The sequence below is a fragment of the Wenzhouxiangella psychrophila genome, from assembly GCF_042310375.1.
In the GTDB taxonomy this organism is placed as follows: Bacteria; Pseudomonadota; Gammaproteobacteria; order Xanthomonadales; family Wenzhouxiangellaceae; genus Wenzhouxiangella.
On sequence record NZ_JBHJMQ010000004.1, the window covers coordinates 203,525 to 228,197 of the forward strand.

A 24,673-nucleotide genomic window follows, 5' to 3' on the forward strand; every position below is an offset into this window, starting at 1 on the left:
CTAAAGGGTTACTCGGCGTGCAGCTCGGAAAGGCTGCGAACGCCCCGTTCATTCCAGTGATCCATCGCCTTCAGCGTGGCCCGGGCGCCGGCGATGGTCGTCGAATAATTGACCTTGCGCTGCAGCGCCTCACGCCGGATGGAAAACGAGTCGGCAATGGCCTGGCGTCCTTCCGTCGTATTGACGATGTAATCGATCTCGTCGTTCTTGATCAGGTCGACGATGTGCGGCCGGCCCTGGATCACCTTGTTGACGTAGTCACATTCAACGCCGTTTTCAACCAGGTACTTCCAGGTGCCCTCGGTGGCCACGAGTTCGAAGCCCCGTTCGATCAGCTCTCGCGCGACCGGCAACAGCCCTTCCTTGTCGGCGTCACGTACGCTCAGGAATACGCGCCCGTTCATCTTGACGATGATACCCACACCCTGCTGCGCACGTGCCACGGCCGATCCGAATGACCGGCCGACACCCATCGCTTCCCCGGTCGAGCGCATCTCCGGTGTCAGGATCGGATCCACTCCCTGGAACTTGATGAAGGGGAAAACCGGCTCCTTGATTGAATAGAAAGGACTTGAAATATCTTTTTCAATACCTTGACTATTAAAGGATTTTCCGACCATGCACTTGGCCGCCACCTGCGCCAGGGCCACGCCCGTGGCCTTCGAGACGAACGGCACGGTCCGCGACGCTCTCGGATTGACCTCGAGCACGAAAATGTCATCACCGCGCACGGCAAACTGCACGTTCATCAGGCCGACGACCTTGAGCCCCAACGCCATCTGGCGGGTCTGACGCCGGATTTCCTCGACCACTTCATCGGACAGGGAAAAAGGCGGCAGGCTGCAGGAGGAGTCGCCAGAGTGCACGCCCGCCTGCTCGATATGCTCCATCACGCCGCCGATGATCACCTTCTCACCGTCGCAAACGGCGTCGACGTCGACTTCGATGGCATGGTCGAGAAAATGATCCAGCAGAACGGGCGAATCGTTGGAGACCTTGACCGCTTCACTCATGTAGCGCTTGAGTTCGTCCTCCCCGTGGACGATGTCCATGGCGCGACCACCGAGCACGTAGGATGGACGCACGACCAGCGGGTAGCCGACCTCGCGCGCCAGGACCAGTGCTTCTTCCGGATCCCGCGCCGTGCGGTTCGGCGGCTGCTTGAGTCCGAGGCGATTGAGCAGGTCCTGGAAACGCTGGCGGTCCTCGGCCAGGTCGATGCAGTCCGGCGTGGTACCGATGATCGGCGCGCCGGCGGCCTCGAGATCGCGCGCCAGCTTCAGTGGCGTCTGGCCGCCGAACTGGATGATGATGCCTTCCGGTTGCTCCAGGTCGACGATCGACAGCACATCTTCGAGTGTCAGCGGCTCGAAGTACAGCCGATCGGACGTGTCATAGTCGGTCGAGACGGTTTCGGGATTGCAGTTGACCATGATGGTCTCGTAGCCCAGATCGCGCATGGCCAGCGCGGCGTGCACGCAGCAATAATCGAACTCGATACCCTGCCCGATCCGGTTCGGACCGCCCCCGAGAACCATGATCTTGCGTCGGTCTGTCGGTTCCGCTTCGGAGCGCTCACCCCAGGTCGAGTACATATAAGCCGTGGTCGTGGCGAACTCCGCCGCGCAGGTATCGACGCGGTGGTAGGCCGGGGCAATCCCGAGCCTGCCGCGGAGTTTGCGTATCGAGCTTTCGCTGACGCCTGACAGGGCGGCGATACGGGCATCCGAGAAACCGTAGCGCTTGATCTCGAGCAATCGCTCAGCATCCAGCGCGGCAACACCTTCGTCGAGCAGGACCTGTTCGATCTCGATGAGTTCTTCGATCTGGTCCAGGAACCACGGATCGATGCGGCTCAGGCGATGAATTTCCTCGAATTCGAGACCGCGGCGAAATGCTTCAGCGACATAGAGCAGGCGCTGCGGGCCGGCCTCGCGAAGCTCACGCCTGATCAGGGTGGGTTCGTCGACCTCCTCGCCCTCGAACTCGATCGGGTCGAGCCCGCTCAGGCCGGTTTCGAGGCTGCGTAACGCCTTCTGCAAGGACTCCTGGAACGTGCGGCCGATGGCCATCGCCTCGCCGACGGACTTCATCTGGGTCGTCAGGCGGTCGTTGGCCGCCGGGAACTTTTCAAAGGCAAAGCGCGGAATCTTGGTGACCACGTAGTCGATGGTCGGCTCGAAAGACGCCGGCGTGGCGCCCCCCGTGATTTCGTTATCGAGTTCGTCAAGCGTGTAACCGACTGCCAGTTTCGCGGCCACCTTCGCGATCGGAAAACCGGTGGCCTTGGAGGCCAGCGCCGATGAGCGAGACACGCGCGGATTCATCTCGATGACGACGACACGACCGGACTCGGGATCGACCGCGAACTGTACGTTCGACCCGCCGGTGTCGACGCCGATTTTTCTCAGCACGGCGATGGCCGCGTTCCTCAGCTCCTGATATTCCTTGTCGGTCAGGGTCAGCGCCGGGGCTACCGTAATCGAGTCGCCGGTGTGGACACCCATCGGGTCAAGATTTTCGATCGAGCAGATGATGATGCAATTGTCGGCCTTGTCACGAACCACCTCGAGCTCGAATTCCTTCCAGCCCAACAGCGATTCGTCGAGCAGCACCTCGTTGGTGGGCGACAGATCCAGGCCGTGCTCGACGATCTGCACGAATTCTTCCCGGTTGTAGGCGATGCCGCCGCCAGAACCGCCCATCGTGAACGAGGGCCGGACGATGACGGGGAAGCCGAGTCGTTTCTGGATCTCGATCGCCTCGTCCAGCGTACGGGCGATCTCGGCCTCGGGCGATTCCAGGCCGATATCGCGCATCGCCTCGCGGAATTCCTCGCGATCCTCGGCCATGTCGATGGCTTTCTTGGAAGCACCGATCATCTCCACGCCGAACGCATCCAGCACGCCTTCCCGATCGAGGTCCAGAGCGCAGTTCAGCGCGGTCTGCCCGCCCATGGTGGGCAGGAGCGCGTCAGGCCGCTCCTTCTCGATGATGTCGCGCACCACATCCCAGCGGATCGGCTCGATGTAGACCACGTCGGCGATTTCCGGATCGGTCATGATGGTCGCCGGGTTGGAGTTGACCAGGATGACCTTGTACCCCTCCTCGCGCAGCGCCTTGACCGCCTGCACGCCCGAGTAGTCGAATTCGCAGGCCTGCCCGATCACGATCGGACCGGCCCCGATGATGAGAATGGACTTGATGTCGGTACGCTTAGGCATTTGCGGTTTCCATCATTTCCACGAATTGGGCAAACAGCGGCCGCAGGTCGTGCGGGCCCGGGCTGGCTTCGGGGTGGCCCTGGAAGCTCAGGGCCGGCTTGTCCTTGATACGAATACCCTGGAGGGTTCCGTCAAAGAGCGAGCGGTGAGTCGGAACGACCGTATCCGGCAAACTGGATTCATCGACGGCAAAGCCGTGGTTCTGACTGGTGATGAGGACCTGGCCGGTCACGAGGTCCTTGACCGGATGATTGGCGCCATGGTGACCGAACTTCATCTTGACCGTTTTCGCGCCGGCACCGAGGGCCAATAACTGGTGGCCGAGGCATATCCCCAGGGTCGGCACGTTCTTCTCGAGCAAGCCGCGGATAGCCTCGATGGCGTAAGCACAAGGCTCCGGGTCGCCCGGCCCGTTCGAAAGCATCACGCCGTCGGGCTTCATCGCCAGCACGTCGTCCAGCGGCGTCCGGGCGGGCACGACGGTTACGCGGCAGCCGGCATCGACCAGCAGACGCAGGATGTTGCGCTTGACCCCGTAGTCGTAGCAGATGACGTGAAAGCGGCCCTGGCCCTGTCGGAACTCAACCGCTCCCAGATCCCAGCTGCCTTCGTTCCATTCGTAGGCGCGTTCCACCGTCACCGTACTGGCCAGATCCTGGCCGCTCATCGGTGCACATTCGCGGGCGAGGCGCAGTGCCTCGTCGACGTCAACCGAGTCGCCGACCAGCAGGCAGCCGTTCTGGGCGCCCTTGTCGCGCAACAGGATGGTCAGGGTGCGGGTATCGATACCCGCGATTCCCGATGCATCGTTTTCTGCCATCCAGTCCGACAGCGACTGCGTGGCCCGCCAGCTGCTGTGTCGGCGAGGACAATGCCGGACGATGAGGCCCCTGGCGTGGATTCGCTCGGCCTCGACGTCCTGGGGATTGACCCCGGTATTGCCGACATGAGATGCGGTCAGCGTTACAAGCTGGCCGGCATAGCTGGGATCGGTGAGGATTTCCTGATAACCGGTCATGGCGGTATTGAATACCACCTCACCGGCCCGCTCGCCCGGCGCGCCGAGCCCTCGCCCGGAAAACGTCGTGCCGTCTTCCAGCGCCAGAATTGCCTGCATTGAATAACCTCCGGGTACACAAAGCGGGCCTGTGCCGTGCGGCATGGCCCGCTTGTCGAGCACCGGACCAGCGGTCCGGTTTCCGGATCGGTATTCTAAACCAAGCGGCCCGGGCAGGCCAGAAAAACCGCTTCGGATCAGGCTTCAGGAGCCGGCGAGCCCAGTTCCGGCGAATAATCGCCTACCGGGCGCATCGTCTCGGCGCCGTGGCCCTTGGCGATGAGATGGTCAAGCCATTTCAGCAGTGCCCGGTTGAGCCGCCAGCTCCGGGCAACCAGACCGTTGAGGGCCAGATCGGGGCCGGCAAAACGCTGGATACCCTGCTGCGGACTGAACGCCGTGGCTTCGGCCATTGCAGCATCGTGATAGATGCGGACGTGAGCGTTGGGATTGTGGGATCGTTCCGCGCCGATGATGTAGGACAGGCGCACGAAGGTTGTGTAGGGATGGCGCTCGATTACCTCCAGGTACAGCTCGGGCTCCGAGCCCGGCTGCGAGACGAGTCGGTCGCTTTCGGCCAATGAATCGGGCAGCAGCACACTGAGCGCGCGGTAGAGCGAGCTGTGCAGTTCCGGAAGCCGCCGCGCCAGAATCCGGCTCGAAGGCTGAAGTTGACGGGTGGTTGTGAGCATGGCCGGCGAGAATATCACACCGGCAGAAAACTGCCACCCCCTGCCCAACTTCAAGCACCAAATCCCAAAACCCAATTTCCAAACAAATTCGAATGATCGAAATTCGAATGTTCCAAACGGATTAGCGCATTTCTCGGTTCAGGCCCAGCTCCAGGAGAATCCGGCTGGCCAGTTCTTCCACGGACGTCTCGGTTGAGGACAGCATCGGCACACCTTCCGTCCGGAGCATGGCCTCGGCCGCTCCGACTTCGTATCGGCACTGCTTGATCGACGCATAGCGGCTGCCCGGACGTCGCGCCTCGCGAATCTGGGACAGGCGATCCGGATCGATACTGAGGCCGAATAGCTTCTGTTTGTGCTCTCGCAGGAAAGCCGGCAGGCGGTTTTGTTCCAGATCCTCCTCCGTCAACGGATAGTTCGCTGCCTTTACGCCGAAATGAAGGGCCATGTACAGGCAGGTTGGCGTTTTCCCGGAACGGGAAACACCAACAAGGATCACTTCGGCGGCATCGAGGCGCTTGGAGATGCCGTCGTCATGGGTCAGGGCGTAGTTGGTCGCCTCCATGCGGTCTTCGTAGCCCTGGGTATCGCCCATGCCGTGCGCCTGACCGACCCGGGGAGAGCGTGGAACGCCCAGGACCTCCTCCAGCGTCCCCATGAAAGTGCCGAACATGTCGAACAGATGCCCTTTCGAGTCATCCAGTATGCCGCTGACCTCGGCATCGACGATGGTGCTGAAAATGATCGGTCCCTGGCCGTTCTCAGCCTCGGCCGCCCGGTCAATCAGGGAGACCGCATCACGCGCTTTGCTGGGTGTATCCACGAACGGCAGCCGGACCTGCCGGAACTCCACGTTCGAGAATTGCGTCATCAGGCTGTGCCCGAAGGTTTCGGCGGTAATCGCGGTGCCATCGGATACAAAAAATACGGTTCTTCGCATGAGCCTCGTGCCGTTTGCTAGCGGTTACAATAAGCAGCTGGTCAAAACCGCTGCTGTTGGAGTTCGAGTGTCCGAGTATATCCTTTGGCTCGATGAGCTTGGTATGAGCGACCTGGAAAAGGTCGGTGGCAAGAATGCCTCGCTGGGGGAAATGATCAAACACCTCAGTGACTTGGGCGTCAATGTGCCCGGCGGTTTCGCGACCACGGCCGACGCCTTCCGGCAATTCCTGGAGCAGTCCGGCCTGGCCGGCCGGATCGGCGAGGCACTCGACGCGCTCGATGCCGACGATACCCGGGCCCTGGCCAAGACCGGCAGCGAGATCCGTCAGTGGGTCATGGATACGCCGTTGCCGGCGGAGCTCGAGCAGGCCATTCGTGACGCGTACAAACAAATGCAGGAGCGTTACGGCGCCGAACTCGCAGTGGCTGTGCGCTCCTCGGCAACGGCCGAAGACCTGCCCGACGCCTCCTTTGCGGGTCAGCAGGAAACCTTCCTCAACGTCTGCGGCATCGAAGCCGTACTGGAAAAGATTCACGCCGTTTTCGCCAGCCTTTACAACGACCGGGCCATCGCCTATCGCGTCCACCAGGGGTTCGCCCATGCCGACGTAGCCCTGTCGGCCGGCATCCAGCTGATGGTCCGCGCCGGAACAGGCTCGGCCGGGGTCCTGTTCACCCTGGACACCGAGTCCGGCTACCGCGACGTGGTGTTCATTACCTCAAGCTACGGCCTTGGCGAGTCGGTTGTTCAGGGCGCGGTCAACCCCGACGAGTTCTACCTTTTCAAGCCCAACCTGCGCGCCGACAAGCCGGCATTGCTGCGCCGCACGCTCGGCTCGAAGGCCTCGCGAATGATCTACGGCGACGGGGACGGAGGCGGCGTACATACCGAAGACACGCCCGAGACCGAGCGCCAGAAGTTTTCCATTTCCGATGCCGAGGCCCACGATCTGGCAAAGATGGCGCTGACCATCGAAGATCATTACGGTCGCCCGATGGACATCGAATGGGGCAAGGACGGCGAGACCGGCGAGCTTTTCATTCTCCAGGCCCGACCGGAAACCGTTAAAAGCCGCGTCGGCCAGAGCATGGAACGTTTCCGGCTCGAATCAACCGGGTCGGTGCTGGCCGAAGGCCGCGCCATCGGACAGCGAATCGGCCAGGGCAAGGCCCGCGTCATCGAGTCACTCGACCAGATTCACGAGGTCGAGGAAGGCGATGTTCTGATCACCGACATGACCGACCCTGACTGGGAGCCGGTGATGAAACGCGCCGCCGCCATCGTCACCAACCGCGGCGGCCGCACCTGCCACGCGGCCATCATCGCCCGCGAGCTGGGTATCCCCGCAGTGGTCGGCTGCGGCGATGCAACCGAGCGCGTCCCGCACGCAACAGAAGTCACCGTGGCCTGTAGCGAAGGGGATACGGGACGCATCTATGAAGGCAAACTGGAATTCAGCGTCAGCGAGGACTCGCTCGACGACATGCCCGAGGCCCCGCTGAAGATCATGATGAACGTCGCCAATCCCGACCGGGCCTTCGATTTCGCGGCGATCCCCAATCACGGCATCGGCCTGGCGCGCCTGGAGTTCATCATCAACCGCATGATCGGCATCCACCCTCTCGCCCTGCTCGACTACGCCGAGCAGAGCGACGAGGTCAAGGCCGAAATCGACCGTCGAACCGCCGGCTACGACGATCCGGTCAGCTTCTACGTCGACAAGCTGGCCGAGGGCATTGCCACGATCGCCGCACCCTTCGGCCCCAATCCCGTCATTGTTCGCCTGTCGGACTTCAAGTCCAACGAGTACGCCAACCTGATCGGCGGCGAGCGCTACGAACCGGACGAGGAAAATCCGATGATCGGCTGGCGCGGCGCCTCGCGCTATGTCGACGAGAACTTCCAGCCCGCCTTCGAGCTTGAATGCCGGGCCATGAAGAAGGTCCGCGAGGAAATGGGGCTGGACCACGTATGGGCCATGGTGCCCTTCGTGCGCACCGTGGGCGAAGCCAGCGACGTCGTCGCGGTGATGGACAAGTTCGGTCTCAAGCGTGGCGAGAATGGCCTGAAGATCATCATGATGTGCGAGCTACCGTCGAATGCACTTAGTGCCGAGGCCTTCCTGGAGCATTTCGACGGCTTCTCGATCGGCTCCAATGACATGACCCAGCTGACCCTCGGCCTGGATCGAGACTCCGGCCTGGTCGCCCACCGCTTCGACGAGCGCGATCCGGCGGTCAAGGCGATGCTCGCCATGGCCATCGAAGCCTGCCGCAAACAGGGCAAGTACATCGGCATCTGCGGTCAGGGGCCGTCGGACTACCCCGACCTTGCCGAGTGGCTGATGGACCAGGGCATCGAGAGCATGTCGCTCAACCCGGACACCGTGGTGGACACCTGGCGCAAGCTGGCAGAACACCAAGGTTAGCTTGTTTGCTGGTTGGCTTGTTGGCTGGTTCGGCAGGCCTAGGCTTGCGGGGCGGCTTCGCCGCGATCGCATTGTCGCCACTTGCTTGCCCGTCTACCTGTCGGTTTACCTTCGGGATCTCGCGGTGCAACCGCCCTCCGAATCTTCCGGCTGCCGAACCAGCCAACCAGCAAACAAGCTAACCAGCCAACGTTATTGGCCGCCCAGCTCTCCCATGAACCGCCGGTAGTATCTGAGCTCCTCGACCGAATCCCTGATATCCTCCAACGCCTGATGGCTGGATTCCTTGCTGAAGCCTTCGGCGACCCGGGGCGCCCAGCGGCGTGCCAGCTCCTTGAGGGTACTGACATCGAGATTCCTGTAGTGAAAGTAGGCTTCGAGTTCGGGCATCAGGCGCGCGAGAAATCGGCGGTCCTGGCAGATGGAGTTGCCGCACATTGGCGAGACCCCGGCGGCAACGTACTGCTGGAGGAAAGCAATGGTTCGCCGCTCGGCTTCGGCCGTATCGATACCCGACTCGAGACAGCGGCGGACCAGGCCGGATTCGGTGTGTGTGCGCGTATTCCAGTCGTCCATGCCCTCGAGCACCGCTCGCGGCGTGGCGATGGCCAGCTCCGGACCGACAGCCACCTCGCTCAGATCAGGATCTGTCACCAGCGTGGCAATCTCTATGATCGTGTCGGCAGCCGGATCCAGGCCGGTCATCTCGAGGTCGATCCAGATCAGGTTGTTCTCGTTCATACCCGGACAGGGGGTTGTGAGCCAAGCTTCGCACTATACCAGCCCGGGTCACTTGCATGACCGCCGATCCCGTCCGTCTCGTACAGGCGCATGCCAATCACGGCGTAGCTGCGGTCGGCGGTGAGCTGAAACCGGTACACTTCCCACGCCGAATCGAACGCCCCCTCCCCGGCGATCTGGTCAGAATCGACGAGGCCGGAACCCTGACCGAAGTCATCGAGCGGCACAACCTGTTCGGACGGGGTGACAATCGCGGACGTTTCCGCCCGATCGCAGCCAACCTCGACCGCGCAGTGATCGTAATCGCCCCTGAACCGGCCCCCAGTCGCGACCTGTTGCATCGCTACCTGGCCGCCTGCCTCATTCGCCAGATCGAGCCGCTCATCGTGGTCAACAAAACCGACTTGCCGAGGCCCAATCAGCCACCGTTTACCGAGCTTGAGAAGCTGGCCGAGCTCGGTTTCGCCACCACCGAGACCCGGTGTGGGCCAGAAGTCGATATTGCGGCCCTGCAGGGGCGCGTCGAAAACGGAGTCACGCTCTTTGCGGGTCAATCCGGCGTCGGCAAGTCCTCGCTGCTCAACGCACTCATACCCGACCTGGAGGCCCAGACCGGAGAGCTCTCCCGCGTCACGGCCAAAGGCAAGCATACGACCACCACGGCCACGGCCCATTACTATGGGGAGAAGGCCTGGCTGATCGACACGCCCGGGGTATGGGAGTACGGCCTGTGGAAAATGGATGTCAGGACCCTGGAGCGCGGCTTCCCCGAGTTCTCGGAGCACGCCGCCGACTGCCGCTTCCGCGACTGCCGACACCGCTCGGAACCGGGCTGCGGTGTCATCGCCGCTGTCGAATCCGGCACCCTGCCCGCCTTCCGCCACGAAGCCTGGCTGCGCCTGCTGGCCGAGCAGGAACGCTTCCGCTAGCGATCGACGTACACGCCGGGTTCGAAAACAAAACAGATTGGAACCACGGAAGACACGGAAATCACGGAAAAACAAGAATCTGAATAGCTTGTTTCACCAATTCCGTGCATTCCGTGTCTTCCGTGGTTTCATTCTTTTGGTAAATGCATCTGAGTGCTACTGACCCCGCTATCGAGACCAGAAGGCCCCACACGAATCACCAGGGCAGGGTCTCGCCGTTGGCGTGGCGGAAGCTGCCGGTCGTTTCCATGCTCAGTTCGTCGATGCGCTCGACCAGGCCGGCAGCGGCCTCGGCGGGATCAACGTGGCCCTGTCCGCCGGTCATGTCCGTGCGCACGAAGCCCGGATGCAGCAGACCGACGGCGATATCCCGATCCTTGAGCTCGTGAGCCAGGGTCACACCGGCCATGTTCACGGCGGCCTTGGACATCCGGTAGGCCCAGGCGCCTCCGGAACCGTTGTCGGCAATGGAGCCGACTCTTGAAGAAACGATTGCCACCTTGCCGCCGTCGTTGAGATGGTTGAGCAGCGCATGCGTCACGCGCAGCGGCCCGAGGGAGTTGACTTCGTACTGGGCCCGCCAGCTCTCGATTTCGTCCTCGATGCTGTCCAGACTGGATGGGATCAGGAGTCCGGCGTTGTTGACCAGAAGGTCGATGCGCGTCCCCCTCAGGCGGTTGGCCAGGTCCTCGAGGCTGGCGCGATCGGTAATGTCGATACCCTCCTCGACCTGGACGTCGAGCGCCTTGAGCTCGGGCGACGCCTTGCGGCACACGGCGATGATTCGGTACCCCCGCTCCCCGAGCTGACGAGCCAGTTCGATACCGATACCGCGGTTGGCGCCAGTGATGACGGCTGTTTTCATGATTGCGAGAATCCGCTTTGAGTCCAATCCTTATGCTACTATTTTCTCGACATCTTGCAGTGAAATTCACAGCAAGCCGAGGGCACTACCAGAGGAACTGCCATGATGCGAAAGAGACTGGGCAAGCTGGTTTTGGGGGCGGCTTTGATTGCAATGACGGGTATCGCCTTCGCCGGCGACGTACTGCTCATCGAGAAGATCGAGGAGCGCATGTTGCGCGACCTGCCTCAGAACGGGCTCACCAAAGCCCAGGTCGAGCAGCGCTTTGGCGAGCCCGATGAAAGGCGTCCGGCCGTGGGGGATCCGCCGATAACGCGCTGGATTTACGACGATTTCAACGTCTTTTTCGAGTACGATCTCGCCATTGAAAGCGTACTCCATCACGAAGCGATCGTTCGAGAGGCCGAAGCTCAACTCGAGCGCTGATCCAACAGGCATTCATGTCGCATACTGACTACCGTCTTCCGGCGGAATGGGAAACGCAGAGTGCAACGCTACTCGCCTGGCCGGCAGCGAACTCCGACTGGCGCGACAGGCTGGAGAACGTGCGTTCCGAGTACCGCACGTTGATCGAAACCATTCTCGCGTTCCAGCCGGCTGTCCTGCTGCATCCCGCCGACGAAGACGGCCCGGACGGGCTGCCGGAACGGCCTGACCTGCACCGTTTGCCGTTGCGCTACAACGACACCTGGTGCCGCGACTATGGCCCGATCACGCTGGTGTTTTCCGGCTACCGTCTGGCGCTCGACTTTCACTTCGACGGCTGGGGCGGCAAGTATCCGGCTTCCCTGGACAACCGCGTCAACACGCATCTGTCGCGCCACGACCTGTTCGAGCGAATGCAATTCCGCCAGTACCTGTTCGAACTCGAGGGCGGCGCCATCGACAGCGACGGTCGCGGCCGCCTGCTGGTCAATTGGCATTGCCTCCGCGCCCGCAATCCCCACCTGAGCGAACGCGAAATCGATTTCGAATTGCACAATCTGCTCAACATCGACAAGGTCATGGGGCTCGATCTCGAGCCCATGACGGGCGACGATACCGACGGCCATATCGATACACTGGCGCGCTTCACCGAGCACGACACGATCGTCTTCCAGACCCAGTCCGGGACCGAGCGCTCGAACCGACTCCGGGGCCAGTTGGAGGAACTGCGAACGCGCGACGATGAGCAGTATCGGCTGATCGCCCTGCCCTGGCCCGACGATCTCGACCACGCTCAGCCCGCCAGCTACGCCAATTTCCTCTTCGTCAATGGCGGTTGCCTGGTTCCCGCCTACGGCAGTCGGCACGATGAGCGGGCTCGCGACATCCTGGCCGAGTTGCTGCCCGAGCGGAAAGTGGTGTCGGTACCCGCCGCCACGATGATTACCCAGTCGGGCGGCCCGCATTGCGCCACCATGCATATTCCCGCGGCGCTCGGATGAACGCACGCCATCTCGATATCGCCGTGGTCCAGCACGCCATGGGGCCCGAGGCCGACGACAATCGCGCCGCAACAGCGAACGGCATCGCCGAAGCAGCCGAGTTGGGCGCGCAGCTGGTCCTGCTGCCGGAACTGCATGCCAGCGAGTACTTCTGCAAGTACCAGGATCCGGCCCTGTTCGACCTGGCGGAGCCGCTCGATGGACCCACGGCTCGGATGCTCTCGCGCGCCGCGGCGGATCACGGCGTGGTGGTGGTCGGATCGATCTTCGAGCATCGGGCCCCCGGGCTGGCCCACAACACCGCGCTCGTCTTCGAGCGCGACGGTAGCCTGGCCGGCATTTATCGCAAGATGCACATTCCCGATGACCCCGGCTACAACGAGAACTTCTACTTCACGCCGGGCGATCTGGGATTCGAGCCCATTGATACCTCGGTGGGACGGCTGGGCGTCCTGGTTTGCTGGGATCAGTGGTACCCGGAGGCAGCCCGGCTGATGGCCCTGGCCGGCGCGGAAGTCCTCCTGTACCCAACCGCCATCGGTCACGACCCCGACGACGAGCTGCCCGAGCAGCAACGCCAGCTCGACGCCTGGCGCATCGTACAGCGCGCCCACGCGGTGGCTAACGGCATCCCGGTCGCGGCCTGCAACCGGGTGGGTTTCGAACCCGACCGCTCCGGCGGAGATCGAGAGGCGGAATTCTGGGGCCATAGCCTGATTGCCGGTCCGCAAGGCGAAATTCTGGCCGAGGCCGGCAGCGAAGCTGAAGTCGCATTCGCCCGCCTGGATCTCGGCCGCTCCGAGCAGGTCCGACGCATCTGGCCCTTCCTGCGCGATCGGAGAATCGACGCCTACGGCGACCTTCTCAAGCGCTGGCGAGACTGAGCAACCGATCGCGATGGACGGACGCTTTGTCATACTCACCTGGCATTCCATCCGGGTGCTCGAAAACACGCCGGCGGAGAATGACCTGATCGCGTTCAGCGACAATCTCGCCCTGATCGACCGGCTCGGCTGGACCATCCTTCCGCTGAACGAAGCCCTTTCCGGCCTGGCCTCGGGCGACTTGCCCGATCGAAGCGTGGTATTGACCCTGGATGACGGATCGATCATGGACTTCCACGATTTCGATCACCCCACTTGTGGAGCGCAAGAGAGTGTATTCAACCGCCTCGGGGCCTTCGCCCGCTCTCCCGGAATCGCGCACCGCCATCACGTCCACGCCAGTTCTTTCGTGATTGCCTCCCCAGCGGCACGCGCGGAGCTCGACCGTGAAGCGACCCTCGACCTGGGCGTCTGGCCGGATGACTGGTGGTCGGCCGCGAACGCCAGCCGGCTGATGTCGATCGAAAGCCACAGCTGGGACCACAACCATGATGCGCTGGCCCGGACCGCTCAGCGGGACAATCGCCGCGGCGATTTCACGCTGATCGATACAGCCGCGGAATGCCGTGCCGAAGTCGACCAGGCGAGCGACTACATCGAGCGCCGTGCGGGTCGCCGTCCTCGCTTTCTGGCCTATCCCTATGGGCAGGCCAGCGAATACCTGGTCGAGGAATACCTCCCCCGCTACGGCAGGGAACTGGGGCTGGAGGCAGCGCTGGGATGCAACCCGTCTCCCGTCACTTCACAAAGCAATCGCTGGATGCTGCCGCGCTTTGTATGCGGCCACGACTGGACCTGCGATCAGGAGCTCGAGCACCTGCTCGACGACGCCGCGCCGAAGCTGATCGCCTGACGAGCGGTCAAAAAGGGCCCAGCTCATAAACCGCTTCGGTCAACGCGCGCTTACGCTCATCGCCGAGGGGGCGATGAAAATGGGCCAGCAGGTACTTGTGCCGCGTGTACTCGAAGCCGGCCTGCAGATCGACCTCCTCGGCGCGGGCGTCTCCGCAGTAGCCGAAAAACGCCTCGAAATCGTCAGCCATTTGCGTGAACGCGTAACGCAGCAGCGTGAAGAGCACCCCGCCGGCATCGCGGATGGCCGCCGAGTGCCCGGCATCGACATGCGCAAAGGCGCGACCGTCCGTACAGCCGCCGCCAACCAGCGCGACCGTGTCGTGGCGGCCGATCTGAAGGTAGCCCAGGGGTACGAATCGAAACGCCTCGGCCCGATAGCAGCCGATCAGGTGCCGACCGCGATCCGGCAGTTCATGCCCCAGTTTGTGGCGAAAGATCTCGCCGGCGAGAAAGTCGCCGTCACTGACCTCCACCACGCGGTAGAAATCCTGCAGTCGAGCCACGCTTGACCTCACCTACCAGTGGATACCACGCATGAGCGAAGCGAAGGCCACCTGCTCCTGCGTCGGCTGGACATCGCCCTTCTCCTTGCGCCCCTCGGCGGCAGCCGAATCCGGGAACATCCGGAACGCGGAATTCATCACGATCTCGGCGATCTTGGGCGTCGTGGCATGCAGGACCTGGGAAAAGATACCCAATCTTGTGGCGATCCGCTGCGGCCGATAGATGACCGCCTGTTTGATCATGTCGGCTGCATCCTCGGGCGTGATGGTCGGCACATGCTCGTAGATCTTGGTGGGCGCAATCATGGGCGTGCGCACCAGCGGCATGTTGATGGTGGTGAAAGACACCCCGGTATCGGCAAATTCCGAGGCAGCGCAACGCGAAAATGCATCCAGGGCCGCCTTGGAGGCCACGTAGGCCGAAAAGCGAGGCGCGTTGGACAGGACACCGATCGACGAGATATTGATGACCTGTCCGCCGCCACGTTCGACCATCACCGGCAAAAAGCCCATGATCAGCTTGAGCGAGCCGAAGTAGTTGAGCTGCATGAGTCGCTCGTAGTCGTGGAAACGCTCATAAGAGAGCTGAATCGAGCGGCGGATCGAACGCCCGGCGTTGTTGACCAGGATATCGACCGCACCATGATCGGCCAGCACCTGTTCGACCAGCTTTTCTCCCTGCCTCATGTCGGCAAGATCGGCGGTGTAATAGAAAGCCTTTCCGCCGTCGGCCTCGATCTCGGCCTGGGTTTCCTTCAAGCCTTCCTCGCCGCGTGCGACGATGACCACCTTGGCCCCGGCCTGGCCCATCATCAGGGCCGTGGCCTTGCCGATACCGGACGAAGCACCCGTGATCAGCACCACTTTGTCGCGTACCTGGCCAGAAAGCGAGCGATCGATGAACAGCTCGGGATCGAGGTGGCGCTCCCAGTAGTCCCAGAGCACCCAGGCATAGTCCTCGAGCGGCGGCACGGCAATTCCCGAACCTTTGAGCGCCTTCTCGGTATCGCGGTTGTCGAAGCGGGTCGGATAGCTGAAGAACCCGAGCATATCCTTCGGGATACCGAGATCCTCGAGCACCTGATTGATAATCCGCCGCACCGGCGGCAACATCGTCAGCCCCTGCTTGACCGGGGCCGGAATGAAGCTGAACAAGCGCGCATCGACACGCATCGACATCAGTGGCGCGTGCGCCGCTTCGGCAAACAGGTTCATGACCTCTCCAATCCGCTTGGGATTCGGGTCGGTCAGGTGAAAGCACTGGCCGTCGAGCTTGGGCTTGTGAGCGATGTAATCCATGGCCTGGGCGACGTAGTCGACCGGCACGATATTGATGCGGCTCCCCTCCAGACCGAGCGTCGGTACCCAGGGGGGCAGCATGCGGCGCATCTTCTGGATCAGCTTGAAGAAATAGTACGGGCCGTCGATCTTGTCGATCTCGCCGGTCTTGGAATGCCCCACAACGATTCCCGGCCGGTAGACTCGCCAGGGAATCGAGCAGGTGCGCCTCACCAGGCCCTCGGACTCGTGTTTGCTGCGGAAATACGGGTGCTGCAACCCGGTCGCCTCTTCGAACATGTCCTCACGGAACGTCCCCTGATAAAGGCCGGCTGCCGCGATCGAGGAAGTGTGGTGGAAGCACTTGGCGCTGATCTTCTCCGCCAGCTGAATGGCGTGCTTCGTACCTCCGATATTGGCCGCCTCGTTCTTTTCGGCGTCCGCTGCCAGATCGTAGACCGCCGCTAGATGGAAGAAATGCCTGACTTTGCCCTTGAGCTTCTCGACATCGGCCTTGCCCACACCCAGGGCCGGCTTGGTCAGATCGCCGGTCACGGCGACCAGCCGCCGCTTGTGATCTCCCCAGCGCTCGTCGACAAGCTTGTTGAACTTGGTCTTCGAGCCCCGGCGCACCAGAACGTAAATCGTTCCCTTCCGCTTGACGAGCTGGTCGATCAGATTGCGACCGATAAATCCGGTCCCCCCAGTGACAAAATAGCTCATTGCTGGCACTCCCTGCGACATGAATGTAGTCAGCCCCAAAGATACCGACTCGTTCGGGATTCCGCCACCACCCGTCGACGCAACCGGGCCGTTGACCCGCCTCGGACGGCATGCTAGAAAGACCGCTACTGGCGACTACAAGGGAAACGATTCGATGAGCGACCTGGAGACACGCTTCAAGCAGGCGGCTGATGACGTCCAGGAGCTTGACCAGCGGCCGGACAATGACACGCTGCTCAAGCTTTATGCACTCTACAAGCAGGGTTCGGAGGGTGACGTCTCCGGGGAAAAGCCGGGATTTTTCGATTTCGTCGGCGTAGCAAAGTACGAAGCCTGGGAGAAGCTCCAGGGCACCGATCCGGAAGAAGCCAAGCAGAAGTACGTCGAGCTCGTCGAGTCGCTGCGGGGCTGAGCCCGGCACTGCCATCCCGGCGGACATGAGCCGGAATACTCGCGAACGCATCCTGAACGCTGCCCTCTTCCTGTTCAATGAGCAGGGAGAACCGCACGTGCCCACCAACCGGATTGCCGACGAGCTGGATATCAGCCCGGGCAACCTGCATTACCACTTCCGCACCAAGGGCGACCTTATCCAGGCGCTGTTCGAGTCCTTCGAGCACCGTATGCTGGAACTGCTGGCCACGCCCGATTCCGGCGATGTCCATATCGAGGATATCTGGCTGTTCCTGCATCTGGTCTTCGAGACCATCGGCGCATATCGCTTCATCTACCGCGACCTCAGCGACCTGTGCGGACGCTTTCGCAGCCTGCAACAACGCTTCCAGGCCATCATCAAACTGTCGATGCAGACCGCCCGCCATCTCAGTGAAGGCCTGGCCGACCAGGGCCAGCTCGAGGCGACCCCCGAGGAGCTCGATGCCCTGGTTCGTAATATTGTCCTGGTCTCGACTTTCTGGCTGTCCTTCGATCAGGTCGCAGAGCGCAACGCAGAGCCGCAGCCGGATCGCGCCGCCTGGCAGGTGATGAGCCTGATTAGTCCATATCTGGTCGGGGAGGCGCGGGAGGAGTTGTCGGAGTTGGCGCGGGCGTATCGCCGGACTTAGAAAATAGAAAAAAGGAAAGGCAGATAGACGACCGCAACAATGTCGCAGGGGCCGACACGGTCATCCTCTATTTTCTATTCACTATCTTCTTTTTTCTAGAGGGCGAATCTCCGGCATCTCGCTCAAAATCTCGTCCAGGCACAATCCAGCCCGCAGTTCCATCGCCCGGACAAAAAAAGACCCGGACAGGGTCCGGGTCGAAATAGCAGCTTTAACCGAGCCGAGGGAGGAAGCCCGGGCTGCTTCGGGGTAGTCTGGAGAAGCTGACTACAAACCTCAGGAAGTGCTCTTGCTCTCGGCAGCCTTGGTCGCGGTCTTCTTGCTTGCGCCGCCAGCCGACTTCTTCTGCTGCTGCGAAAGAGCGCGGACCTCCTTGTTCAACTCGGCGACACGATTGCTGAGCTGGTTGATTTCGTCGGAGGTCGGAACACCGAGGCGCGACAGCGCACGGGCCACGCGCTGCTCGAAAACCTTCTCGAGCTTGTCCCAGTTACTCTGGGCCGACTCGCGCACCTTGCCGACCCGGCTTTCGACGTCGTCTCGAACGCCGCTGACCGTTTCATTAGCCACCTTGCGGCCCTTGCCTTCGAGCTTGCTGCCTTCCTTGACCAGGCGCTCGAACATCTTGTTGCTTTCGCCCACAAACCGGCTACTGGTCTGCTCGACGGTCTTGCGGCTCTGATCGAACAGCTTCTCGCCTTCCTGCTGCGCCATGGCAAAGGCACCCAGGCCGGCCAGCCAGATCTCATGAGCGTAGTCCTGAACCTGCGATGTGGCAGTCTTACGCGCTGCGGTCTTGCGCGTTGCGGTCTTCTTGGCCACCTTCTTCTTGGCAACCTTTTTCTTGGCAGTCTTTTTAGCCATGTCGTCTCAACTCCTTTTCTCCGCCGGTCGGCGGATGTGTCACGTGGATTTGAGTTGTAAGATAAGCCGAGTTTCTAGAGTGGACACACTAATCATGGATACCGCCAAGTGGGCCGTGTTCCCGCACGCCAGCAAGAATTTCCAGTACCCCGGCGACAAGCTTGTCCAGGCCTGGGATGAGCTCCACCGCGGCGACGCCGAGCCACTCCCGGACGAACCCGCCATACTCGAGGCCTGGCGCCGCTTTCATGCCGGGGACTTCTCCGGAGCGGTGACGCTTGCCGACGAGACCGGCCTCGAGGCCCATGCCGTGGCCAATAAGGCCAGCGGCATCTATGCCGATTATCTCGAAGAGGATGAGAATTCCCAGGTTGCCATCTACCAGGACGGTATCCGGCGCGCCGAAGCGGCTATTCGGGAATGGGACGACGACGCCAACGCCCACTACTTTCACGCCTTCCTGCTCGGCCGCTACAGCCAGAGCATCTCGATCGGGCGGGCCCTGACACAGGGTATCGCTGGCAAGGTGCGCGAATCGCTGGAAAACGCTCTCTCGCTGGCTCCCGAACACGCCGAGGCGCATACTGCGCTGGGGCTCTACCACGCAGAAATCGTCAACAAGGTCGGCAGGATGGTCGGCAAGCTCACATACGGCGCCAGTGCCGACAAGGCGCTCGAACACTTCGAACGGGCCCTGGAGCTGACCCCGAAGGCTCCCATCGCACACATCGAGTACGGCAACGGCCTGCACCTGCTGTTCGGTGACGACCGCCTGGACGACTCCAACGCGGCCTACGAGAAGGCCGCGGCCATCAAGCCCATCGACGCGATGCAGAAGCTGGATGTGGAATTTGCCAGGGCGTCTATTTAGGTTCTCTGGTTCGCTGGTTCGCTGGTTCAGCGACTGTATCGGCGGCCCGCGCACAATAGGCGGCAAAGCCGTCCCGCAATGATTCCAGCTATCGAACTAGCGAACTAGCCAACCAGCGAACCAGCCAACTATTCCTCGTCGATCCACTCGTGCATCATCTCGGCCATCTCCGGCTCAGGCGGCTCTGCCTGCGGCCCCAGCAGCATGGCCAGGTGCAGCAGGTTCTCGAACTCGCGGCTGAAATTAACCACCACGTTTTGCGGATCAGGCACCAGTCGATTGTCCGTAATCAAGCCGGAAAACACCTTTCCGTTATAGCTGATGATGCTGATGCCCATGCCCACCGATCCGGTCTGGGGAACCCAGACCATCATTTCGCGAATCTTGGCGCCGGCCATGTAGAGCGGTGCCTGTGGACCCGGCACATTGGTCAGCACGGAAGAAGCCTTGCGGCTGAACAATTCGAGTGCCGGCTTCTGCAATGAGGCCGGCCCCATGCCGAGTGCGGCGAGAAGCCCCAGGGACATCATCGCCTGCCTGGAATTCTTGAGCTCGTGCATGAACTCCGCTACACGATAGACCCTGGCCAGGGGGTTACTCTCTGCAACCGGGAGCTCGAGGAACACCAGGCCGAAGTGGTTTCCCAGATCGCGGGCATGTTCCAGTGGGCGGAGGTTCACCGGCACCGTGGCCCGCATGGTAACCAAGGACGGGTCATCACCGCATTCAATCATGTAGCGATGCAGCGCCCCGCTCATGACCGCAATGAGTACGTCGTTGACGGTACAGCCAAGCGCCTTGCCGACGGCCTTGACCTCCTCGAGGTCGATTGGATCAGCCCAGGCGACGTTCTTGCGCACGCCCAGCGTGCCCTTGAAGCGTGACGGCGGATCGTCCGGTAGCAGCAACACGTTGATCAATTCCGCGCTCAGGTCGGTGGCGATACCGGCGTAATCACCTGCCAGATGGGGCTCGCGCACCATCTGTGCGACCTCCTCCAGCATCTTGTAGCTGAAGTGCCCCACTGCGTCGATTCCCTCCCGTGCCGGCGCCATCAGGCGGCGGAATATGTTCGACTCCGCCGCTCTTCGCTCCTTCAAGCGCTCGGGATTGATGAGCCGCAACGACTTTTCGGGATCGGACTCGGTCAGTGACAGCAACACCTCCACCAGCGCAATACCGTCGGCATAACAGTGATGGATACGACTGATGATCGCCGGACCACCCTCGTAGTTCTCGACCAGATGGAACTGCCAAAGCGGCTTGGTCTTGTCCAGAGGGGTGGAAGCGAGTTGGGAGACCAGCTCCTCGAGCTCGACCTTGCCGGCCTTTCCCGGAAGCGCGGTGCGCACGATGTGGGCACTGGGCTCGAACAGTTCGTCGGTTTCCCACCAGCAACCGCGGGTGGATTCGACGGCCTTCTGGCGAAACCGTCGAAAAGCCAGGAAACGATTGACCAGCACATCACGAAACACCTCGAAGGCGATCGGCTCATCGAGCATGATCACACCGGTGATCATCATCAGATTGGTCGGCTGCTCCATGCGCAGCCAGGCGATATCGACCTTGGAAATCGGCTCACGCGTTGGGCTGGTCACCAGAATCTTTCCCTCAAGAATACGTCATGGAATTCTTTCACGCCCGTTCGCGACGGTCAACGCGCACTCGGGCAGGCTCTGCCCATTCGTAGCGACCGCTTCAGTGAACTTGTCTCTGGCCACTCTGCTGGGCCGCGTTGCCTGCCAGGTCGTAGGGCAGCTTCACCTGGTCCAGCCCGAATTGCTTGAACACCGGCTGAAGCTGGTGATGAATCAGGGGATAGAGCTGGCGTGTCAGGGTGGCGTGATTCTCCTTGAAAGTATCGAACCCGATCGGCTCACCCTGGAATTGCTCGTAAACCACCTGCAGAACCAACTCGATGGTGAACAGCGGCTGGTCGGCACTGTCCGATTCCCGGCTGCCCCGGCATAGCAGGCGCGCCGTCACCTGGTAATGCGGCAGATCACCCTCGTAATGCATCTCGAGCGGCGTGAGCTTGAGCTCCACCTTGGCACTGAAGGGCTCGTCCGGGGGCACGATTTCCCGCAGTTCCGCATTGAGGCGGGTTAGCTGGGTGTGCGCGAGAGAAAAACGGTCTAGCAAATTGATCATGAAAGTTCCACACGGCGGGAGCGAATACACAGAGATGGCCCTGATCCCGAGGGGTTTCAAGCTCCGTCTCCTGCCCCGCAAAGGAAAGCGCCCGCACGGTGGCGGGCGCTTGGGGCTGCATCAACGCCGTTGAAACTTCATGGCGTGAAGGTCGTCGTATCCACTGCGTCTGACTCGCCGCCGCTTTCACCGAAGCTCAGCGGCAGATAGTCGTTGACCAGCCACCGACGCAGCTGGTTGGTATAGAAGGGGCTCACCAGCACGCCACTGCGGCCACCGGGCAGGATTTCCGAAACGTTGGGGGTGCCGGGCGTCATTTCGGCAACCGTACGACGCGCCGGGCCCGAGCCGAACATGAAGTCGTTGAGCCCGTCGGCCCGAACGCTGTGCGAGGAAGCGTCCACCGTCTGATAGCCACCCGCTCGAGCCACCCCAGGCAGACCCTCTCCGAGGTCACTCAGGCCGCCACCGTTGGGTACGTTGAACGGATCGCTGCCCAGCGGGTGACTGAAGACAATGCGGTGCAGCTTGCCCCAGCGATAGTCGCTCTGGTCAGTAGAGTTGCCGAATGCCGGCGCGAACTCGTCGCTGGCCAGCAATTCGAGCGATTGCGCCAGACTCGCAAGCAGGATCGTATCGCGCGCCGAAGCCATGTCTGGCGCCTCTTCGACATTGAAGAAAGGCACGCCGGAAGCACCGAAGCCTCCATTTTCGTCAAAGCCGGCCAGCAGGTTGTGGAACGCACGCAGGGCGTCGCTCGAACCCGGTCGGTGGTCACCAAGCTGGAGAGCGTCGAGCGTTGAATCGATCGTACTGCCGATCACCTGGCCGCGCCAGACCGAGTAGATGGTCGCCGCCACGCTGTTGGCAACTTGCTCCGCCGAGGGCTCACCGCTGCCGGCCGGGCTGCCCGGATCCCAGCCTTCGGCCAGACCCGTGGGGGTGGAAAAGTCCCACTCGGCCAGACGGCCAACGGCTTCCTGAACACCCGGATCGAGCGCGAACTGCGCCAGACCCGGCCAGGCATCTTCGCCGGTGGCGTTCTCGAAGGCCTCGAGAATATAGGGCACGATCAACTCAGCATCGAACATCTGGTTGTTGGCCTGCAGGGCCTTCATATCGTCCACGGTGACCGAACCCGAGGCGACCAGGTCTTGCAGCTCGCGGTCGATACGCGCCATGCGCAGTTCCGAATAGGACGGGTTGAGATAGTAGATGCCGTTGCCGCCCGGTCGGAGCTGGTTGAGCGGGTTATTGTCCAGCGTCGTACCAACGGGGTCGTTGTTGGCATTGGCAATATAGCCCCAGGGCGGATTGACGACCTGCGGCATTTCCGACTTGGGCAGCGAGGCGAATGGCGCCGCGCGTGTGGAGTCTTCGTTGGCGGGCAGCCAGTCATGGCCGAGAGCACCCGAGCCGTCGCGCAGCAGGAACGGCGGGACGCCACCTCCAACGGTGTTGTTCTGCAGATCCTCGCGCAGCGGTACGGCACCGGTGGTGAAGTAGGCGATATTGCCTTCCACGTCGGCATAGGCGACGTTCTGCGATCCGAAGGTCCAGTTATCGATAACCGCCCTGAATTCTTCCATGTTGCTGGCGCGCTCGAAGCCCCTGATCGAAGACAATTCGAAGCTTGCGCCCCAGCCGGCGTACTGGATGGAAATGGCCGAACTTGAATCGGGCTGGGCAACGATCGGCCCGTTGTTCCGGCGCGGAACCAGGAAGGTGATGCCGCCGGAATCATAGCCGACCTCCGCCCGATTGACGTTGTCCATTTCGCCGTCGCCGAGACCGTTGACGAAGTAGCTCTGGAAAGCGTAGAGCACTTGCTCTTCGCCGTCTTCATGGACGGTATGCGTGGGCAGGCCGTAACTGTTGGTCAGGATGTCTTCCTGGAAGTAATCGGTAACGTCGATGTTGTGGTTGGTCAGGCCCCAGCAGATGTTGAGGTTGCAACCCAGCAGGTTCAGGGGCGTGCCGGGCGGCGTAACGCCGCTGACGACCCGGTCTTCGTCACGAATGACAATATTCTCGTTGATCATCAGCGCCGGCATGTCCAGGCCCAGGTGCGGGTCGTTGGCCATGACCGGGAAACCGCTTTCGGTGTGCTCACCCGAGACGACCCACCAGTTCGATCCGGCGCGATTCTCGGCCCGACCGATCGTGGTACCCAGAAGCGGGATATTGCGGACACGCTCCATGTAGCCATTCAGGCTGTCGACGACCGCGTCATCGAGCTGCGGCAGGTTCTGCCAGCCGCCCTTGGCCGAAGATTCACTGCCGCTTGACTGCAGCGTCGACTCCTTCGACTCGGGGACCGGAATGATGCCGGCCGACTCGAAGAAATCGGGAATGCTGATGCGGTCATCCATCGGCGCGCTGCGCGAGAGATCCTCGGAAAACAGCGCCCGGCCGTCGAAACCGACCGCATCACCCACGCCCTGGTAGTTGGCGAGGCGAATGGTGCGATCGACCACGCCGGAATCGAAAGACAACTGGAAGGCCAGCAGTTTGCCGATAATGAGGGAATCCACCGGCGACCATCGCTCGACCTGGGTCAACTCCAGGGCGCCGTATTCCGGCGGCAGCTCATCGGCCGCAGCCAGGAAGGCGTTGACGCCGTCGGCATAGGCCTTCACCCAGTCCTTTTCATCGGCCGTCATGTGCTGCCAGGTTTCGAGCGCTCCGCGCCGCAGTCCCAGTGTGCGGAGTTCGATATCGCTGCTCAGCGCGCCCTCACCCAGCAGTTCAGCCAGAGTGCCGGAAGCGACCCGCCGAAGGTAGTCCATCTGGAAGAGACGGTCGCGCGCGTGCAGAAAGCCGCGCACGTAATTGACGTCGTGCTCGCTGTCCCCGACGATCGTCGGTATGCCATTGGCGTCGGTGTGAACCGTGACCGGCGCCGACAGCGCCGGCATGGGCACCGACTGCGCGTTGAGGCCGGCAGCCAGCGCCAACCCCCCGAAGAGTGTGATCAGCTTCTTCATTCTTTAAGTACCCCTGCTTGTTGTGATATTCGGTCTGCTGATTATGGCACAACTGCCGCGAGCCCCCTCCAGGCACCTGATGGGCACCTTTGCCCCCAATCTGCCCGCTTTTCCCCCGCGGCGGACTTGCTTGATGGAGATTTCCTCCCGGTGCGCCCAAGCGCTTATAATACGCCCCCGCTTCGGA

Annotated in this window: 21 protein-coding genes; 9 read left to right on the forward strand and 12 right to left on the reverse strand. The window is 62.0% G+C overall.

Annotated elements, in window-relative coordinates:
• Nucleotides 1–8: 8 nt before the first annotated feature.
• The 4 genes from carB to ppsR form a co-directional block, all read right to left on the reverse strand.
• Entirely contained in the window at nt 9–3,224 is a 3,216-nt protein-coding gene (gene carB / locus ACDC66_RS07525) for a carbamoyl-phosphate synthase large subunit (protein ID WP_376696078.1), read from the reverse strand.
• Nucleotides 3,217–4,341 (reverse strand): glutamine-hydrolyzing carbamoyl-phosphate synthase small subunit, encoded by a 1,125-nt coding sequence (gene carA / locus ACDC66_RS07530; RefSeq protein WP_376696079.1) that lies wholly within the window; start codon nt 4,339–4,341, stop codon nt 3,217–3,219. Before carA ends, carB begins: the two co-directional genes overlap by 8 nt.
• A 137-nt stretch (nt 4,342–4,478) precedes the next feature.
• Nucleotides 4,479–4,973: a DUF1249 domain-containing protein gene (locus tag ACDC66_RS07535; RefSeq protein ID WP_376696080.1), complete on the reverse strand. Its 495-nt coding sequence runs from the start codon at nt 4,971–4,973 to the stop codon at nt 4,479–4,481.
• A 121-nt stretch (nt 4,974–5,094) separates the two neighbouring features.
• The gene (gene ppsR, locus ACDC66_RS07540) at nt 5,095–5,913 is read right to left on the reverse strand and encodes a posphoenolpyruvate synthetase regulatory kinase/phosphorylase PpsR (protein ID WP_376696081.1); all 819 of its coding nucleotides are present in this window, start codon (nt 5,911–5,913) and stop codon (nt 5,095–5,097) included.
• Between the two features lie 67 nt (nt 5,914–5,980).
• Between ppsR and ppsA the strand changes: the two genes are divergently transcribed.
• Complete coding sequence (ppsA, locus tag ACDC66_RS07545) at nt 5,981–8,344, forward strand: phosphoenolpyruvate synthase (protein ID WP_376696082.1); 2,364 nt, start codon at nt 5,981–5,983, stop codon at nt 8,342–8,344.
• Nucleotides 8,345–8,536: 192 nt separating this feature from the next.
• On the opposite strand, the gene orn is transcribed toward ppsA, so the two are convergent.
• A complete protein-coding gene (gene orn, locus ACDC66_RS07550) occupies nt 8,537–9,085 on the reverse strand; it encodes an oligoribonuclease (RefSeq protein WP_376696083.1) in 549 nt (182 codons plus the stop codon).
• 56 nt (nt 9,086–9,141) lie between these two features.
• On the opposite strand from orn, the gene rsgA reads away from it, so the two are divergent.
• The gene (gene rsgA, locus ACDC66_RS07555) at nt 9,142–10,014 is read left to right on the forward strand and encodes a ribosome small subunit-dependent GTPase A (protein ID WP_376696084.1); all 873 of its coding nucleotides are present in this window, start codon (nt 9,142–9,144) and stop codon (nt 10,012–10,014) included.
• Between the two features lie 196 nt (nt 10,015–10,210).
• Here the strand turns inward: rsgA and ACDC66_RS07560 are convergent, their stop codons facing one another.
• Nucleotides 10,211–10,879: an SDR family oxidoreductase gene (locus ACDC66_RS07560; RefSeq protein ID WP_376696085.1), complete on the reverse strand. Its 669-nt coding sequence runs from the start codon at nt 10,877–10,879 to the stop codon at nt 10,211–10,213.
• A gap of 102 nt (nt 10,880–10,981) precedes the next feature.
• On the opposite strand from ACDC66_RS07560, the gene ACDC66_RS07565 reads away from it, so the two are divergent.
• The 4 genes from ACDC66_RS07565 to ACDC66_RS07580 are packed head-to-tail and all read left to right on the forward strand — an operon-like array spanning nt 10,982 to nt 14,043.
• A complete protein-coding gene (locus ACDC66_RS07565; protein ID WP_376696086.1) occupies nt 10,982–11,305 on the forward strand; it encodes a hypothetical protein in 324 nt (107 codons plus the stop codon).
• Between the two features lie 14 nt (nt 11,306–11,319).
• Complete coding sequence (locus ACDC66_RS07570) at nt 11,320–12,306, forward strand: agmatine deiminase family protein (RefSeq protein ID WP_376696087.1); 987 nt, start codon at nt 11,320–11,322, stop codon at nt 12,304–12,306.
• On the forward strand, nt 12,303–13,190 hold the full coding sequence (locus tag ACDC66_RS07575; RefSeq protein WP_376696088.1) for a carbon-nitrogen hydrolase: 888 nt from the start codon (nt 12,303–12,305) through the stop codon (nt 13,188–13,190). The genes ACDC66_RS07570 and ACDC66_RS07575 overlap by 4 nt, the downstream gene beginning before the upstream one ends.
• A gap of 13 nt (nt 13,191–13,203) precedes the next feature.
• Complete coding sequence (locus ACDC66_RS07580; protein ID WP_376696089.1) at nt 13,204–14,043, forward strand: polysaccharide deacetylase family protein; 840 nt, start codon at nt 13,204–13,206, stop codon at nt 14,041–14,043.
• Nucleotides 14,044–14,050: 7 nt separating this feature from the next.
• Here the strand turns inward: ACDC66_RS07580 and ACDC66_RS07585 are convergent, their stop codons facing one another.
• Together ACDC66_RS07585 and ACDC66_RS07590 are read right to left on the reverse strand one after the other, a co-directional pair.
• Nucleotides 14,051–14,548 carry a hypothetical protein gene (locus tag ACDC66_RS07585; protein ID WP_376696090.1) on the reverse strand — a complete coding sequence of 166 codons (498 nt, stop codon included), beginning with the start codon at nt 14,546–14,548 and terminating at the stop codon, nt 14,051–14,053.
• A 12-nt stretch (nt 14,549–14,560) separates the two neighbouring features.
• Nucleotides 14,561–16,549, reverse strand: coding sequence for an SDR family oxidoreductase (locus ACDC66_RS07590; RefSeq protein WP_376696091.1), 1,989 nt, complete (start codon nt 16,547–16,549; stop codon nt 14,561–14,563).
• A 19-nt stretch (nt 16,550–16,568) separates the two neighbouring features.
• Between ACDC66_RS07590 and ACDC66_RS07595 the strand changes: the two genes are divergently transcribed.
• Nucleotides 16,569–16,961, forward strand: coding sequence for an acyl-CoA-binding protein (locus ACDC66_RS07595; RefSeq protein WP_376696092.1), 393 nt, complete (start codon nt 16,569–16,571; stop codon nt 16,959–16,961).
• A gap of 25 nt (nt 16,962–16,986) precedes the next feature.
• A complete protein-coding gene (locus ACDC66_RS07600; protein ID WP_376696093.1) occupies nt 16,987–17,613 on the forward strand; it encodes a TetR/AcrR family transcriptional regulator in 627 nt (208 codons plus the stop codon).
• A 276-nt stretch (nt 17,614–17,889) separates the two neighbouring features.
• On the opposite strand, the gene ACDC66_RS07605 is transcribed toward ACDC66_RS07600, so the two are convergent.
• Nucleotides 17,890–18,477 (reverse strand): phasin family protein, encoded by a 588-nt coding sequence (locus ACDC66_RS07605; protein WP_376696094.1) that lies wholly within the window; start codon nt 18,475–18,477, stop codon nt 17,890–17,892.
• Between the two features lie 79 nt (nt 18,478–18,556).
• Between ACDC66_RS07605 and ACDC66_RS07610 the strand changes: the two genes are divergently transcribed.
• The gene (locus ACDC66_RS07610; RefSeq protein ID WP_376696095.1) at nt 18,557–19,348 is read left to right on the forward strand and encodes a tetratricopeptide repeat protein; all 792 of its coding nucleotides are present in this window, start codon (nt 18,557–18,559) and stop codon (nt 19,346–19,348) included.
• Between the two features lie 128 nt (nt 19,349–19,476).
• Here ACDC66_RS07610 and ACDC66_RS07615 read toward each other — a convergent pair whose 3' ends face one another.
• From ACDC66_RS07615 to ACDC66_RS07625, 3 genes are all read right to left on the reverse strand, one after another.
• Nucleotides 19,477–20,946, reverse strand: a complete 1,470-nt coding sequence (locus tag ACDC66_RS07615) for a WS/DGAT/MGAT family O-acyltransferase (protein WP_376696096.1) — start codon at nt 20,944–20,946, stop codon at nt 19,477–19,479.
• 100 nt (nt 20,947–21,046) lie between these two features.
• Complete coding sequence (locus ACDC66_RS07620) at nt 21,047–21,499, reverse strand: hypothetical protein (protein ID WP_376696097.1); 453 nt, start codon at nt 21,497–21,499, stop codon at nt 21,047–21,049.
• 137 nt (nt 21,500–21,636) lie between these two features.
• The gene (locus ACDC66_RS07625) at nt 21,637–24,486 is read right to left on the reverse strand and encodes a penicillin acylase family protein (RefSeq protein WP_376696098.1); all 2,850 of its coding nucleotides are present in this window, start codon (nt 24,484–24,486) and stop codon (nt 21,637–21,639) included.
• Nucleotides 24,487–24,673: the final 187 nt, after the last annotated feature.

What these genes read in the sequence shown, in the direction of transcription:
- carB (WP_376696078.1), bottom strand. Translation starts at nt 3,224, where the DNA reads ATGCCTAAGCGTACCGACATCAAGTCCATTCTCATCATCGGGGCCGGT.
- carA (WP_376696079.1), bottom strand. Translation starts at nt 4,341, where the DNA reads ATGCAGGCAATTCTGGCGCTGGAAGACGGCACGACGTTTTCCGGGCGA.
- ACDC66_RS07535 (WP_376696080.1), bottom strand. Translation starts at nt 4,973, where the DNA reads ATGCTCACAACCACCCGTCAACTTCAGCCTTCGAGCCGGATTCTGGCG.
- ppsR (WP_376696081.1), bottom strand. Translation starts at nt 5,913, where the DNA reads ATGCGAAGAACCGTATTTTTTGTATCCGATGGCACCGCGATTACCGCC.
- orn (WP_376696083.1), bottom strand. Translation starts at nt 9,085, where the DNA reads ATGAACGAGAACAACCTGATCTGGATCGACCTCGAGATGACCGGCCTG.
- rsgA (WP_376696084.1), top strand. Translation starts at nt 9,142, where the DNA reads ATGACCGCCGATCCCGTCCGTCTCGTACAGGCGCATGCCAATCACGGC.
- ACDC66_RS07560 (WP_376696085.1), bottom strand. Translation starts at nt 10,879, where the DNA reads ATGAAAACAGCCGTCATCACTGGCGCCAACCGCGGTATCGGTATCGAA.
- ACDC66_RS07565 (WP_376696086.1), top strand. Translation starts at nt 10,982, where the DNA reads ATGATGCGAAAGAGACTGGGCAAGCTGGTTTTGGGGGCGGCTTTGATT.
- ACDC66_RS07570 (WP_376696087.1), top strand. Translation starts at nt 11,320, where the DNA reads ATGTCGCATACTGACTACCGTCTTCCGGCGGAATGGGAAACGCAGAGT.
- ACDC66_RS07575 (WP_376696088.1), top strand. Translation starts at nt 12,303, where the DNA reads ATGAACGCACGCCATCTCGATATCGCCGTGGTCCAGCACGCCATGGGG.
- ACDC66_RS07580 (WP_376696089.1), top strand. Translation starts at nt 13,204, where the DNA reads ATGGACGGACGCTTTGTCATACTCACCTGGCATTCCATCCGGGTGCTC.
- ACDC66_RS07590 (WP_376696091.1), bottom strand. Translation starts at nt 16,549, where the DNA reads ATGAGCTATTTTGTCACTGGGGGGACCGGATTTATCGGTCGCAATCTG.
- ACDC66_RS07595 (WP_376696092.1), top strand. Translation starts at nt 16,569, where the DNA reads ATGAATGTAGTCAGCCCCAAAGATACCGACTCGTTCGGGATTCCGCCA.
- ACDC66_RS07600 (WP_376696093.1), top strand. Translation starts at nt 16,987, where the DNA reads ATGAGCCGGAATACTCGCGAACGCATCCTGAACGCTGCCCTCTTCCTG.
- ACDC66_RS07605 (WP_376696094.1), bottom strand. Translation starts at nt 18,477, where the DNA reads ATGGCTAAAAAGACTGCCAAGAAAAAGGTTGCCAAGAAGAAGGTGGCC.
- ACDC66_RS07620 (WP_376696097.1), bottom strand. Translation starts at nt 21,499, where the DNA reads ATGATCAATTTGCTAGACCGTTTTTCTCTCGCGCACACCCAGCTAACC.
- ACDC66_RS07625 (WP_376696098.1), bottom strand. Translation starts at nt 24,486, where the DNA reads ATGAAGAAGCTGATCACACTCTTCGGGGGGTTGGCGCTGGCTGCCGGC.